The 14,815-nt window shown below is 72.1% G+C and carries 8 protein-coding genes; 2 read left to right on the plus strand and 6 right to left on the minus strand.

Annotation, left to right across the window (positions count from 1 at the left end):
- Positions 1-33: 33 nt before the first annotated feature.
- A complete protein-coding gene (locus ADE01S_RS28400; RefSeq protein WP_062685117.1) occupies positions 34-2,157 on the minus strand; it encodes an FUSC family protein in 2,124 nt (707 codons plus the stop codon).
- 287 nt (positions 2,158-2,444) lie between these two features.
- Here ADE01S_RS28400 and ADE01S_RS28405 point away from each other — a divergent pair, with 287 nt between their 5' ends.
- Positions 2,445-3,359 (plus strand): EAL domain-containing protein, encoded by a 915-nt coding sequence (locus tag ADE01S_RS28405; protein WP_062685118.1) that lies wholly within the window; start codon positions 2,445-2,447, stop codon positions 3,357-3,359.
- Positions 3,360-3,566: 207 nt separating this feature from the next.
- The gene (locus ADE01S_RS31865; RefSeq protein ID WP_165695673.1) at positions 3,567-3,743 is read left to right on the plus strand and encodes a hypothetical protein; all 177 of its coding nucleotides are present in this window, start codon (positions 3,567-3,569) and stop codon (positions 3,741-3,743) included.
- 111 nt (positions 3,744-3,854) lie between these two features.
- Here ADE01S_RS31865 and treY read toward each other — a convergent pair whose 3' ends face one another.
- Genes treY through glgB form a run of 5 tightly spaced genes read right to left on the minus strand, consistent with a single transcriptional unit; the run spans position 3,855 to position 14,735 of the window.
- The gene (treY, locus tag ADE01S_RS28410) at positions 3,855-6,524 is read right to left on the minus strand and encodes a malto-oligosyltrehalose synthase (protein WP_062685119.1); all 2,670 of its coding nucleotides are present in this window, start codon (positions 6,522-6,524) and stop codon (positions 3,855-3,857) included.
- Positions 6,521-8,632, minus strand: a complete 2,112-nt coding sequence (malQ, locus tag ADE01S_RS32205; RefSeq protein ID WP_062685120.1) for a 4-alpha-glucanotransferase — start codon at positions 8,630-8,632, stop codon at positions 6,521-6,523. Before malQ ends, treY begins: the two co-directional genes overlap by 4 nt.
- Positions 8,629-10,410, minus strand: coding sequence for a malto-oligosyltrehalose trehalohydrolase (gene treZ, locus ADE01S_RS28420; protein ID WP_062685121.1), 1,782 nt, complete (start codon positions 10,408-10,410; stop codon positions 8,629-8,631). Before treZ ends, malQ begins: the two co-directional genes overlap by 4 nt.
- Complete coding sequence (gene glgX, locus ADE01S_RS28425) at positions 10,407-12,518, minus strand: glycogen debranching protein GlgX (RefSeq protein WP_062685122.1); 2,112 nt, start codon at positions 12,516-12,518, stop codon at positions 10,407-10,409. Before glgX ends, treZ begins: the two co-directional genes overlap by 4 nt.
- 6 nt (positions 12,519-12,524) lie before the next feature.
- Entirely contained in the window at positions 12,525-14,735 is a 2,211-nt protein-coding gene (gene glgB / locus ADE01S_RS28430; RefSeq protein WP_062685123.1) for a 1,4-alpha-glucan branching protein GlgB, read from the minus strand.
- Positions 14,736-14,815 lie beyond the last annotated feature (80 nt).

Genomic DNA, 14,815 nt, shown 5'->3' on the forward strand with positions numbered 1-14,815 from the left:
GCCAGTTTCCTGGACGGCGCGCAAACATTCGCTTCAAGGCGCGGGCGGCGCGCGCTCCACGCGTTCCCGCAACTGGCGTATCTGCCGCGCCTGCTGGGCGATGCGGTCCAGCGGCCCGGCCAGGTCGGCGCTGGCCCGCGCCACGGCCGCGGGCGGCGCCAATGAGCGCGCCCCGGGCGCCGGCGCGTCGTCGGCCGGATGCAGCGCGCCGGCCAGGGCCTCGCCATACTCGCGCAGCGCGGCCGCGGGCGCCGTATCGGCGGCCAGCGGCGGCTGGATTTCCAGCACCGTGCCGGCGGCCGTGATGCGCCGCATGGCGTTGAGCAGGTTCACGGCCGTGTCGACGTTGCGGTCGCGGTGCACCGGATTCTGCTGCAGCCGCTGCAGCGACGCCTGGGCATTGTCGGCGGACAGGCAGGCCTCGCGGCGCAGCGCCACCACGTCCGGCGCGCCGCCGTCGCCGGCCTTGCGCCGGCTCAGGGCCAGCACGTAGGCGGCATGGCGCTCCAGCGCGCGCGCCAGCGCCCCGGCCAACAGGCGCGGCTCCTTCTCGGGCCACACCAGAAAGCCCACCAGAAGGGCCAGGATGCCGCCCAGCACGCTGTTGAACGCGCGCAGCGCGGCCAGCATGGGCTCGTAGATCTCGGGCTGCTGGATATGGGTCACCAGCACGAATTGCGAGGTGAGGAAAAAGGTGAACAGCGCGTAATGGATGGTGCGGGCGGCGAACGTTCCCAGGGCGATGGGCAGCACGGCCAGGGCGACCGACAGCGGGCTGCTCAATAACAGGCCCAGCAGCGACGCGCCGATGGCGCCGGCCACGCTGCCCGCCACGCGTTCCAGCGTGCGCTGCCAGGTGGTGGCGAAGTAGGGCTGCAGGATGAATACCAGCGTGAGCGACATCCAGTAGCCGTGGTTCACCGCGAAGGTCTTGGACAGCGCCACCGCGATGGTGGCGCCGATGCCCACGCGCAAGGCGTGGCGGAAAGCGTCGGATTCGAAGCGCAGGTTCTGGCGCAGCGTGCGCCAGGCGCCGCGGGCGGGCGTTTCCGCCATCCGGTCGCGCGCGGGCAGGGCAGGCGCCTCGCCGTGATCGAAAAGCGATTGCGCCACGGCCTGGGCGGTCTGTTCCAGGCGGTCCAGGACCGGGGCCATGCTGGCCAGGTCGGGCGCATGCGCCAGGGCGCTGCCGCGCAGTTCGCGCAAGCCCGCGCCGTAATGCGCCAGCCGCTCGCGCAGGCATTCGGCCTGCCTCGCGTCGTTCACGTCCGAGGTGCTGGCGATGGCGTTGCACAAGGCCGCGTAGCGGTGCAGCGCCTGCGAAAGATGCGCGCCGGCGCTGCGGCCCAGCCAGCGCGGCGCGTTCGATTCCAGCAGGTCGGCGGCCGCCACCAGCCCGATGAAACTGTCTTCCGCGCTGTCCAGCAGATAGAGCAGCTGGTGGGCGCGAGCCCGCCGCGACGGCCGCGCGTCCTGGACTTCGCGGATCCGCCCGCGGGCGGCTTCCAGCGCCGCCCGCAAGGCGCCGCGCTGCGGCCGCGTGACCGCGCTCCAGGCCTGCGGCCCGACGGCGGGCGCCAGGCCCGAATACAGGTGGGCCAGCGCCGCGGCGAAATCGGCCAGGCTCCGGTAGCAATGCGCGACCGCGAGCGTGGCGTCCTTCCACGGACGGCGCCGCCAGACCAGCGCCGTCATCAGGATGGCCCAGATCGCGCCCGCCAGGAAGAAGCCGGTATAGGACAGGCTGGCCGCGAGCGTGGGCGCCGGGAGTTCGGCGGCGACGACGAAACCGGCCGATAGCAGGGTGCCGACGATGGCCGCGGCCGGCCCCAGCACGCGCAGCAAACCGCCAAACGTGCAGCAAAGAAATGTCAGAGGCAATAGCAACAAAAGGTGTCCGGCGCTGGCGCTGGCCAGGAAGCAGAACAGCGCGCCGATCAGGCCCAGCGCCAGCATGGCGCCGGCGCGTTGGCGCAGCGGCCCGCCGGGATCGCCGAAGCAGGCCCAGAACGCGGCGATGGCGGTCCAGCCCAGGCGGGGCTCATCGGCCAGCACCGCCAGGATGACCGGCGCCGCGCTGATGGCGGCGGCTTGCAGGGCGTCGAGCCACAGGACGTTGCGCGCCAGGGCGCGCCAACGGGAAAGCAGGTTCGTCACGCTAGGAATCGAAGCAGGAAGGGCGCCGCAAGGCGCGAAGCGCCAACCCTACCATGTCGACAAGGCGTCTCGTCGCGGCCCTTCCGCGGCCGGTTCGGCCGTGACGAAAGGCGCATACGAATAGTTACGTTTGTGTAGGTTCGGGGCCTCAATTGCAAAAGATTTGCCTGGAACAAACGTACGAAATCGCATAAAAATCTCTTAGCTGGGAATACTCACGTCCAATGTGCCTCTATCTGCGCCCGGACAGCGCAGGCTTTGCCCAGGGGCACGCAAGGAGCGTCGGAATGACGTCGAATCACGAGGCTTCCAGAAGCTCGGTGGCAAGCGACGATGAGATCGCCGCCATGGTTACAGGCAAGGATGGCCTGCGCATGCTCTTGCAGCCGCAGGTGGACCTCATGACAGGCAGGATCGTGTCGGCCGAAGCGCTGGCGCGCTGGCAGCACCCCCGGCTGGGCATCATCATGCCCGGCGAATTCATACCGGCCGTCAACCGGCTCGGCCTGGACCGAATCTTCTTCGAGCGCGTTTGCCTGCGCGTGATCGACATGCTGCTCGCCCTGCGCCGCGCGGGCATCGCGGTGCCGGTGGCGGTCAACGCGCCTGCATCCACCTTGTCCGACGAGCGCGCGGTGGATTTTCTGCTGGGCCGCATCCACGCCGCCGAACTGCCGGCCTCCCTGATCCGCGTGGAATTGACGGAAGACCAGCCCATCCGCGAACTGGACGTGCTGCGCGCCGCGCTGCTGAAGCTGGAAAACGCCGGCTGCGAGGTCAGCCTCGACGACTTCGGCACCGGCCATGCGTCCCTCAAGATGCTGTCGGCGATTCCGCTGTCCGAGGTGAAGATCGACCAGTATTTCGTTACGCGCATGCGCCGCAGCGCGGTGGCGTTCGAAGTGCTGCGCACCGCCGCCGAATTGGCCAACCGGCTCGGCCGCCGCGTGGTGGCGGAAGGGGTGGAGAACATGGCGGACATCCCCGCGCTGCGCGCCGCCGGCTGCCGTTACGGCCAGGGCTTCGCGCTGGGCCGCCCGATGCCGCTGGATGAATTGATGATGCGCCTGCGCACGCAGCGCGACCGCGGCGACGCTCTGGCGGCGCCCGCTCCCTATGCCTCGCCCTGGCTGGACGCCTACGAAGACGTCACGCAGGAAGCCCGGCCGATCCGCCGCCCGCGCCACGTCACCACGCAATAGCGCCTGGCGGCGACACGTCCCCGCGTAACGCATACCCCAAGCCGGCGCCACAGCCAGCGCAGAATTTACCGCAGGGATCCGGCCCTTACCGGTCCGTCCGCGCGCGCAGCGCGGGCCGGCCCTCGCCGCGCGCCCGGCGGCGGTTTTGGGCACGCCGGTTGCTCTTGATAGTCCAGCGGAGTGTGTCCGCTTATCAGGAGACTTGCAATGTCCACTCAGAACCAGCCCGATCAGCAGAAGCAGCCCCAGAAACAGCAGGCCCAGGAGGACCAGAAGGACCGCCGGCAGCCGGGTCAGCAATCCGGCCAACAAGGCCAGCAGGTCGAAAAGGACCGCCAGCAGCAGGGCCATGCCCCGGGGCAGCAAAGCAAGATGCCGCGCTGACGCCCTGGACCGCGTTCCCGGTCCGTGGCGGGAACGCGGTTTACTTGGCCCTGCCCGCGTCCATTCCAGGGCGCGGGCAGGGCCTTTCGCATGCCCGGCCGCCGCCGCGCCTCAGCTGCGCACCGACAGGCAAAGCGCAACGGGCAACTCGCGCAGGACGTCGGCCAGCGCCATGCTGCCGTCGGCCGACACGTGCGTCCGCCGGCCATGGACCGCGTCGTGCCAGGCGCCGCCCGCGACAGGCGCGGGCAGGCGCAGCGTCGTGTTCTCCCAATAGCCGCGCGCCTGCGCCGGCTGGCCGGCCGCGTAGCCGGAGAGCGCCAGCGCGCTGAGGCGGGGCGCGACGATCAGGGCGCTCAGCCCTTCGTGGCGGCGCAGCCAGGCCAGCGCGTGCCCGGCCCGAGGGCCGTGGACGGGCAAGGCCATGCAATTGCCTTCGGCAAACAATGCCGGCAGGCGCGCGCGGGCCGCCAGCAGCCGCTGGATCAGCATCAGCTTGACCGAGCCGTCGCGCCACGCGGACGCCGACAGGTCCGCCTTCGGGGCGCTACGCGCCCGCGCTAGCGCCGCGTCGCGCCGGGCGTAGTCGACTGGCCGCCGGTTGTCGGGGTCGACCAGGCTGAAGTCCCACAGCTCCGTGCCCTGATACAGATCCGGCACGCCCGGCAGCGTATTGCGCAGCAGGGTTTGCGCCAAGCTGTTGATCATGCCCGCGGGCGCCAACCCGGACGCGAAGCCGGCGATCGCGCCCAACAGCGCGCGGCCGGCCGGTGCGTCTTGCAGAGACCCGACCAGGGCGCGCGCGGCCGCCTCGTAGGCGGGGTCGGGGTCGGTCCAGCTGGTATGCAGCTTGGCTTCGCGCAGGGCCTTCAACTGCCATTCGGCGATGCGCTCCAGCCATTGCGCCAAGGCCGCGTCGGGCCGGGCGCAGCGATCCGCGTCCCAGTCCGCCGGCCACGCGCCGACCAGCGTCTGGAGCAGCAGATAGCGGTCCGCGGCGGAGGGCGCGCCGCGGCCGGGCATCGCCTGGAGCCAGCGGGTGGCGGCTTCGCGCCACGCCTGCGGCATTTCGCTCAGGACGGCCAGGCGCGCCCGCGTGTCCTCGCCGCGTTTGTGGTCGTGGGTGGCGGTGGCGAGCATGGCGCGGGGGTACGCAAGCGCCCGCGCCCGGACCCGGGCGTCGAAGGCCTCCGGCGCCAGCGCGAATTCGTCGGGCGTGGCGCCGACTTCATTGCGCGACAGCAGCGGCCCGTAACGGTACAGCAGCGTATCTTCCAGCGACTTGGCGGCCAGGGGCGGGGTCAGTTGCTGGAAGCGGCGCAGCGCGAGCGCGCGCGCCTCGCTTGCACGGGCATCGGGCGGCTGCGGATCCGCGCCGTCCAGCCAGCGGTCGAGTTGCGCGAGCAGCGTGGCGTCCGCGCTGCCGGGGCGGGCGGCCAGCAACACGGCGGCCCGGCGCCGGGCGAGGCGGCAGGCGCGGCGGTCGGCCGCGCCGCGCCCGCCATCCTCCGCATAGCTGCGATAGACCGGAAAGGCGGCGAGCAGGGCGGACAGCACGCGATCGATGGCGTTCGCGCTCCAGTCCCGGCTGCGCGCATCCAGGCGGGCGATGCGCTCCAGGCTGCGCACCAGCGCCAGCCGCTCGGCGGCGAAATGCCGCGTCAGCATGCGCCGGCGCGCCGCCACCAGTTGCGTCCGCGCCGGGCGCTTGTCGCCCGACAGGTCCTGCCAGAAGGCCTGCAAGGGCGCTTCGGCGGCGGGCGCGTGCAGCAGCGCGCCGACCTGATCCATGAAGTCGTAGCCGGTGGTTCCGTCCATTCGCCAGCGCGGGTCCGGCACTTCGCCGGGCGCCAGGATCTTCTCCACCACCACATAGGCTTGCGCCTGCGCGCAGGCGGCGGGGCGGGCCGCGCCGGCCTCGGCCAGGCGCCGGTCCAGGCGGCGCAGATAGGCGCCGGGCGACGCCAGCCCGTCGATGTGGTCGATCCGCAGGCCGTCCAGGATACCTTCGGCGTACAGGCGCAGTGCCAGCGCATGCACGGCGTCGAACACGCCCTCATCCTCCACCCGCACGCCCACCAGTTCGCTGATTTCGAAGAAGCGTCGCCAGTTGATCTGGTCGGGCGCGGTGCGCCACCACGCGAGCCGGTAGTGCTGCCGTTCCAGCAGCGCTTGCAGCCGCTCGCATCCTGTTTGGGTGGATGGGTCGTGCAGCGCCGCCAAGTCCCCCGCGGCGACGCCGCGCGGCAGCGAGGCGGACGCCACCGGATAGCGGCCGCCGGGAGTCACCAGCTCGGCCTGGTCGCTTGCCGGATCGACGAGCAGGCGCAGGCTCCCGTTCGCGAGCGCATCGCCATAAGGCTCGGCCAGCACCGGCAGCAGCACCTTGCCGCGCAGCGCGGGGTCGGGCGGCTGCCAGTCGATGTCGAAATGCCGCGACCAGGCGCTGGCCTCGCCGCGGGCCAGCACATCGCGCCACCACGGGTTGGCCGGATCCGCGGCCATGTGGTTGGGCACGATATCCGCGATCAGCCCCAGGCCGCGGCGGCGGGCGGCCTGCGCCAGCCGCCGCAAGGCCGGCTCGCCGCCCAGTTCGGGGTTCACCGTGGCGTGGTCAATGACGTCATAGCCGTGGGTGGAGCCGGCGCGGGCGCGGGTGATGGGCGACAGGTAGAGATGGCTGACGCCCAGGTCCGCGTAGTAATCGACGCGCGCGCGCGCGTCGTCCAGCGTGTAGCCGGCATGCAGTTGCAGCCGGACCGTCGCCCGCGGGGCGCTCACGGCCGGCTCCGGCCGTCCCGGATCGCCTCCAGCCGCGAATGCGCGGCGGGGTCGGCGAAGCAGGCGTGGTTGTCCAGCGGAAGGCGCTGGCGCCAGTTCGGATGCGTGTCTATGGTGCCGGGCAGGTTCGGCTGGTCCAGCGCGCCGGCCAGGTCTTCCATGGGCACGAGCATGAGCGGGCAGGGCGCGGACGACACGAAGCGCAGCAAGTCCGCCAGCGGCGGCTCGGCGGGCGGCGCGACGTCCGCGCGGCCCATGGCTTGCGAGAGCAGCGCGCGGTCGGCGGCGCGGGCGCGCCGCAGCCCGTCTTCGCTGTCTTCGGGGCCGAGCAGGCCCAGCCGCGTGCGCCAATCGATGTCGCGGCCCGCCCACCAGCCGCGCAGGGTGGGCAGATCGTGCGTGGTGGTCATGGCGGCCGCCTCGATGGGCCAGGAGGCGGGCGCGGCGAAGGCGGCGGGCGCCTCGGGCAGGGCGTCGGCGGTATCGGCCGGGGCGGGTGGCGGCGGCTCGCGCATGAACCACAGCACGTTCATGCCCAGCATGCCATGGCCGGCGAGCGTGGCGTTGAACCCTTCGGGCACCGTGCCCAGGTTTTCGCCGATGACGAGGGCGCGGTGGCGCCAGGCCTCCAGCGCCGTCAGCGCGAGCAGCGTCTCCAGCGGGTAGCGCAGATAGGCGCCGCCCTGGGCGGACGCGCCGTCGGGGATGAGCCACAGCCGCGCCATTCCGAGGATATGGTCGATGCGCACGCCGCCCGCGTGAGCCAGGGCCGCGCGCAGCATATCGATGAAGGCGGCGTAGCCCGAGGCGGCGAGCGCGCGCGGCGAAAACGCGGTCAAGCCCCAGTTCTGGCCCATGGGATTGTGGATGTCCGGCGGAGCGCCTATGGACATGCGCGGCATCAGGTCGGCCTGGCGTCCCCAGGCGTGGCTGCCGTCGGGGCTGTCGCCCACCGCCAGATCGGCGATCAGCCCGATGCGCATGCCGGCTTCCCGGCCCGCCGCGTGCGCGCCGGCCAGGCTTTCGGCGGCGAGCCATTGCGCGAACTGGTGGAAGTCGACCTCGCCGGCATGGAGGCGGGCGAAGCGCCGCACGCAGGCCGAGGCGGGATCGCGCCACGGCGCCGGCCACTGCGTCCAGGGCATATCCTCGCCGCCGCGCGCGGCATCCAGGGCTTCGAATACGGCGTGGTCCCGCAAGGGCTGCCCCTGGGCGTCGAGAAAGCGCGCATACCGTTCGCGCAGATCGGCGGGCGCCACGGCCTGGAACTGGCGGTGCAGGGCGCGCAGCAGGCGTTGGCGCTTCGCGCCCGCGCGCGGCCAGTCTACCCACGCCCCGCCGTCCGGCCCGCCGGGTTCTTCCGCCTGGGCGCGGCGCAGCGCCGCGGCGCCCAGGACGGCCAGCGGATTGGCGTAGAGCGTATTCAGGAACAGGCGGCTGGACGGGGAGTAGGGGCTGCAGCGGCCAGGTTGCGCGGCGCGCATGGCGTGCACCGGGCTGATCGCCAGCGCGTCCGCGCCGTGGGCGGCGGCCGCGAGCGCGAGTTCGCGCAGCGCGGCGAAATCGCCGTAGTCGTCGTTCGCGCCCACGGCGCCGCGCGCGCACCGCAGGCTGTAGACCTGCGCGCACAGGCCCCAGCAGCGCGGATCGGCCTGCCCGGTGAGGTCGGACAGGCCGGGCGCGTGGCGCGGCGCGACGGCCAGCACGGCGTTCTGTCCGGAGGCAAAGCTGAGCGCGTGATAGCCGGGTTCGTCGGGCACGGGCAAGGCGGCCCCCGCCTGCCCGGGGCTGGCCGTGCCGTCCAGCCGGCGGCCCGATTCGCAATCGATCTGGTAGGCGCCGCTCGCCGCGGACGGCAGCGTCAGGCGGGTGCCGGCGCGCGCCGCGAGCAGCGGCGGCAGCCCGGCCTCGTTCTCGGTCAGCCGGCGCGTGCTCTCGCGTATGTCGGCGGGGGTTCCCGCGCGCAGCCCCAGGCCGGCCAGCAGCGCGCGCAGGGTATCGGCGGACACGCGCTGCGGGCGTTGGCGGGCGTCGGTCCAGTGCTCGGCGATGCCGGCCATGGCGGCCAGCGCCGACAGCTCGGGATCTTGCGGGCCGGCGGCGCTCATGACGGATCATCCAGCAGCCAGACCGTGGTGTCGCCGCAAAGCTCGTCGCGGGCCACGCCGTCGCGCCCGCCGGGCTGCGATTCGAACAATAGCGTGGCGTACACGTCGGCGCCCGCGCGCAGCGGTTCGGGCACCGGCTCGCGGCGCGGCCCGAGATTCGCATAGACCGTGAGCCGCGCGCCGTCCGCCAGTTCCCAGCGGGCGAAGACGGCATGGCTGCCGATGGCCGCCGCGCCCAGGCTGGCGGCGCCGGCCAACCGGGGCGCGATCAGGCGGGCTCGCAGGTCCAGCAAGGCCGCGTACTCCCGCAGCCAGGCATCGGCATCGGCGCCGGGTTCGGGGCGGCTGGCAAGAAAGGTGGCGGGATCGTTGGGATCGGGCAGGTCGGCCGCCGCGCCGTCGGCGTAGGCCGCGAAGCGCGAGAATTCACGACGGCGGCCGTCGCGCACGGCCTGCGCCAGGGCGGGATCCGCATGGCTGGTGAAATAGAGGAACGGCGCGCGCGATCCGCATTCCTCGCCCAGGAAGATCAAGGGGATCTGCGGCGCCAGCAATTGCAGCGCGACCGCGGCGCGCAGCCGCTCGGGGTCGTCCACCAGGCTGGCCAGCCTTTCGCCCAGGGCGCGGTTGCCCGTCTGGTCGTGGTTCTGCAGGAAGAGCACGAAGGCGGTGGGCGGCAGCTCCGCGCTGGGTTCGCCTCGCGGCTCGCCGCCGCGATACCGCGAGCGCTGGCCCTGGTAGAGCCAGCCTTCGGCCAGGCATCGCGCCAGCGCCTCGGCCGGCTGCTCGGCATAGTCGGCGTAATAGCCCTGCGTCTCGCCCGTCAGCAGGTGATGCAGCACGTGGTGGGCATCGTCGTTCCACTGCGCGTCGTAGTCGCCGCGCAGCAGGCTGGCGCGGTTGTCGTCGTTTTCCAGCACCAGGTGCACGCGCCGCTCGGGCGCGATGCGGGCGTGGACGTCGGCGGCCAGCTCGCGCAGCCATTCGTGGCCGGCGATCGCGTGCACCGCATCGAGGCGCAGGCCGTCGAAGCGGTACTCGCTCAGCCAATACACCGCGTTGTCCTTGAAGAACTGGCTGACGGCGGGCTGGCGGAAGTCGATGGCGTCGCCCCAGGGCGTGGGCACGTCGTGGCGGAAAAAGGGCGCGGCATAGCGCGGCAGATAATTGCCGTCGGGGCCGAAATGGTTGTAGACCACGTCCAGCATCACGCCCATCCCCAGGCCGTGCGCGGTGTCGATCAGCCGCTTCAATGCTTCGGGCGTGCCATAGGCGGTATCCGGCGCATAGGGCAGCACGCCGTCGTAGCCCCAGTTGCGGGGACCGGGGAAATCCGCAATGGGCATCAGCTCCAGCAGCGTGACGCCCAACGCGGCCAGCCCGGGCAGCCGGGCCTCCAGCGCGGCGTAGCCGCCTTCCAGGCCGACGTGGGTTTCGTAGATCACGCTGGCTTCCCAGGGCAGGCCGACCCAGTCGGGGTGGCGCCACGGGTAGTCGTCCGGCGCGACCACGACGCTGTCGCCGTGCACGTCGCCGTCCTGAAGCCGCGAGGCCGGATCCGGCGCCACCGTCCGGGCGTCCAGCCGGTAGTGGTAGCGGGCGCCCGGCGGGCAATCGACGTCGGCCTGGACGTAGCCGTCGGCGTCGGGGCGCAGCGGGATCGGCGGATGGCCCTCGACTTCCAGGGCCAGGGCGGCGGGAGCCGTGGGCGCCCACAGGCGAAAGCGCGTGACGCCGCTGTCCAGCAGCACGGCGCCCTGCGACCGGGACGATGTCATGGCGCCTCCCCCGGCGCTTGCGCGGCCGCCAGCAGCACCGCGCTGCGCGCTTCCACCGCGACGCTGGAGTCGGCTACCGGCGCGGCCGGCGCCAGCGTGGCCGAATCCAGTTCGCGGATCCACGCGGCGGCGGGCTCGGGCAACTGGAACGACACCGCCTCGGGCCCCGGATTCAGCAGCAGCAGGGTCACGTCGGCGCTGCCGTCCTCGCGCGGCGCGGCGCGGCGCAGGGCCAGCACGCGCTCCTGCTCCGAGGCCCAGGCGGCCTCGTCCAGCGGGGCGCCGGCGGCGTCGAACCAGGCGATGGCCGCCACGCCCGGACTCAGCTCGCGATTCGCGTCGCCGTAGCGGGCGGCGCGCAGGCTGGGATGGGCCCGCCGCAACGCCAGCAGGCGCGCGACGTAGCGGCTGAGTTCGCGGCCGGCGTCGCCCTGGGCCTGGGTCCAGTCCAGCCACGACAGCGGGTTGTCCTGGCAATAGGCATTGTTATTGCCTTCCTGGCTGTTCCCGAACTCGTCTCCCGCCAGCAGCATGGGAGTGCCGTCCGACAGGAACACGCTGGCCAGCAGGGCCCGCTGCACGCGCGCCCGCGTCTCCAGGATGGCGGGGTCCTGCGTGGGGCCTTCCTCGCCCCAGTTGTGGCTGTAGTTCTCGGCATGGCCGTCGTTGCCGCCTTCGCCGTTGGCCTCGTTGTGGCTGCCGTCGTAGGCCACGATGTCGGCCAGGGTGAAGCCGTCATGCGAGGCCGCGTAATTGACGCTGGCCCAGGGGCGGCGATGGCGGCGGTCGAACAGGTCGCGCGAGCCGCAGAGGCGGGCCGCCATGTCGCCGCGCGTGCCCTCGTCGCCGCGCCAGTAGCGGCGAGCGGTGTCGCGGAACTTGTCGTTCCATTCGGCGAAGCCGGGCGGGTGGTTGCCCAGCTGGTAGCCGTCCGGGCCGACGTCCCAGGGTTCGGAAATCAGTTTCAGCCGGGCCAGCGCCGGGTCCTGCAGCACCGCGTCGAAGAAGCCCGAGCCGGGGTCGTAGCCCGTGCCTTCGCGGCCCAGGGTCACGCCCAGGTCGAAGCGGAAGCCGTCCACGCCATAGGACTCGGCCCAGTAGCGCAGCGAATCCGTGACCATCTGCAGCACGCGGGGATGCGAGAGGTTGACCGTGTTGCCGCAGCCGGTGTCGTTGATGTAGTAGCGCTCGTCGCCCGGCACCAGGCGGTAGTAGCTGGCGTTGTCCAGGCCGCGCCAGGACAGGGTGGGGCCCAGCTCGCTGCCCTCGCAGGTGTGGTTGTAGACCACGTCCAGGATCACCTCGATGCCCGCCGCGTGCAGCCGGCGGATCGCCTGGCGCAGTTCGTTGGGGTTGTGCTGCAGGTAGGCGGGCTCGGGCGCGAAGAAGGACAGCGTGCTGTAGCCCCAGTAGTTGCGCAGGCCGCGCTCGGTCAGGAAGCGGTCCTGCAGGAAGGCATGGATGGGCAGGAGCTCCACCGCGGTCACGCCCAGCCGCTGCAGGTGCTCGATGAAGCGCGGGTCGGCCAGCGCGGAGCAGGTGCCGCGCAGCGGCGGGCGCAAATCCTCGCGCAGCATCGAGGCGCCGCGCACGTGGACTTCGTAGATGACGGTGTCGTTCCAGGGCGTGGCCGGCGGCCGGCTGTTGCCCCAGATGAAGGGCGCCTCTTCGGCCACGATGGCCTTGGGCATGGCGGGCGCGCTGTCTCGGCGGTCCAGGCTGAGATCGGCGCGGGCATGGTTCATGCGGTAGCCGAATAGCGCGTCGCTCCAGTGCAGCGGCCCCGTCAGCTGGCGCGCGTAGGGGTCCAGCAACAGCTTGTGCGCATTGAAGCGGTGGCCGTTGCGCGGATCGTGCGGGCCGTGGGCGCGATAGCCGTAGACCAGGCCGGGATGCGCGTCGGGCAGGTAGCCGTGCCAGATCTCGTCGGTGCATTCGGGCAAGGTGAAGCGGCGCAGTTCCTTGCGGCCCCGGGCGTCGAAGAGGCACAGTTCGATGCGGGTGGCGTTGGCCGAGAATACGGCGAAATTCACGCCCAGCCCGTCGCTGACCGCGCCCAGCGGATAGGGCTGGCCGCCCTGGATGCGCGTCAATTGAGAGGGGTCCATATGCGTTCAGCCTTCGTGTAGCAGGAAGAGGGTCGCCAGCGGCGGCAGGGTCAGCGACAGGGCCTGGGGCTGGCCGTGGGCCGGCGTGTCCGCGGTGCTGGAGCCGCCGCGGTTGCCCTGGCCGCTGCCGCCGTAGTCCAGCGCGTCGGTGTTGAGCTTCTCGGCCCAGCGGCCCGCTTGCGGCACGCCGATGCGGTAGCCGTGGCGGACCACGGGCGTGAAGTTGGAGACGGCCAGCAGGTGGCTGCGGCCGTCGCTGCGCACGAATGCGACCACGCTGTTGTCGCGGTCGTCGAGGATGGTCCAGGCGAATCCGGCGGGGTCGGCATCCAGCGCGTGCAGGGCGGGCAGGGCCTGGTACAGGCCGTTCAGGTCCGCGACCAGCCGCTGCATGCCGCGGTGCCCGGGCTGGTCCAGCAGGCTCCAGTCCAGCGTGGCGTCGTGGTTCCATTCGGCGGGCTGGGCCAGCTCGCCGCCCATGAAGAGCAGCTTCTTGCCGGGGTGGGCCCACATGAAGCCCAGGTAGGCGCGCAGATTGGCGAGCCTGGCCGCGGCGTCGCCCGGCATCTTCGACAGCAGCGAGCCCTTGCCGTGCACCACCTCGTCATGCGAGAGCGGCAGGATGAACCGTTCGCTGTACGCGTACACCATGCCGAAGGTGATGTCGTGGTGGTGGTGCTTGCGATGCACCGGGTCCTGCGCCAGATAGCGCAGCGTGTCGTGCATCCAGCCCATGTTCCATTTGTAGTGGAATCCCAGCCCGCCCTCGGCCACGGGCGCGGTCACGCCGGGCCAGGCGGTGGATTCCTCGGCCACCATGATGGCGTCCGGACATTCCTCGCGCACCGCGCTGTTGAGTTCGCGCAGGAACTGCACGGCTTCCAGGTTCTCGCGCCCGCCGTAGCGGTTGGGAATCCATTGCCCGGGCTGCCGGCTGTAGTCGCGGTACAGCATGGAGGCCACCGCGTCGACCCGCAGGCCGTCCACGTGGTAATGCTTCAGCCAATGCAGGGCGCTGGCGATCATGAACGCCTTGACCTCGGTGCGGCCGAGGTTGTAGACCAGCGTGTGCCAGTCCGGGTGATAGCCTTCGCGCGGGTCCTCGTACTCGTACAGCGCGGTGCCGTCGAAGCGCGCGAGCCCGTGGGGATCATCGGGAAAGTGCGCGGGCACCCAGTCCAGGATGACGCCGATGCCGGCATCGTGGCAGCGGTCGACGAAGCGGGCGAAGGCGGCGGGGGGCCCATACCGGGCGGTAGGCGCGAACATGCCCAAAGGCTGGTAGCCCCAGGAACCGCCGAACGGATGTTCCATGATGGGCATGAGTTCCACATGGCTGAAACCCATGGCGCGCGCGTAGGCGGGCAGCTTGTCGGCCAGCTGGTCCCAGAGGCAGGCGCCGGCGCCGGGCGCGGCCCAGGAGCCGGCATGCACTTCGTAGATGGACAGCGCGGCGGCGGGCGCGTGCCGGGCGCGGCGTTCTTGCATCCATGCGTCGTCCTTCCAGGGATAGGGAGCGGGATCGGCCACGACGGAGGCCGTGGCGGGCGGGGCCTCGCTGCGGCGCGCGTAGGGGTCGGCCTTCAGCCGTTGATGGCCGACGGCGTCGGTAATGGCGAATTTATAGCGGTCGCCGGGTTGCACGCCGGGCAGGAAAATCTCCCACACGCCGGCGCGGTGGCGCAGGCGCATGCCGTGGCGGCGGGCGTCCCAGCTGTTGAAATCGCCCACCACCGCCACCCGGCGGGCATTGGGCGCCCACACGGCGCAGCGCAGGCCCGGCACGCCGTCCACTTCGGTCAGGCGCGCGCCCAGGGCCTCGCCCGCATCGCGCCAGGAGCCGTCGGCCAGGGCGCGCAGCGTGTCTTCGCCGAGTTGCGGCCCGAAGGCATAGGGATCCGCGGCCAGCTGTTGAGCGCCGGGCCAGCGGATGGCGAGGCGGTACGACGCGCCGTCTCCGGCGCGCGCATGCGGCGCCTGGCCGATGTACAGGCCCTGAGCCTGCTCGCGCAGCGGCGTGCGCGCGCCGTCCCGGTCCACCGCATCCACGCCCAGGGCGCCCGGCGCATAGACGCGCAGCCAGCCCGCGTGCGGGCCCAGCACGGAGAAGGGATCGGCATGCGTGCCGCCGGCTAGCGCCGCCAGGGCGGCCGCGTCGAGGGTTCCCGGCGCGGCGCCGGCGTCGGAGCGGACATCGGGACGAACGTCCTGGTTCATGGCGTTCTCCCTTCCGCGTCGATCGCGGCCGAAAGCAGGAGGTGGCGGGCCAGTTCGGTCAAGGCGCACAGCGGAATCGA

Source organism: Achromobacter denitrificans NBRC 15125, from assembly GCF_001571365.1.
Classification (GTDB): domain Bacteria; phylum Pseudomonadota; class Gammaproteobacteria; order Burkholderiales; family Burkholderiaceae_B; genus Achromobacter; species Achromobacter denitrificans.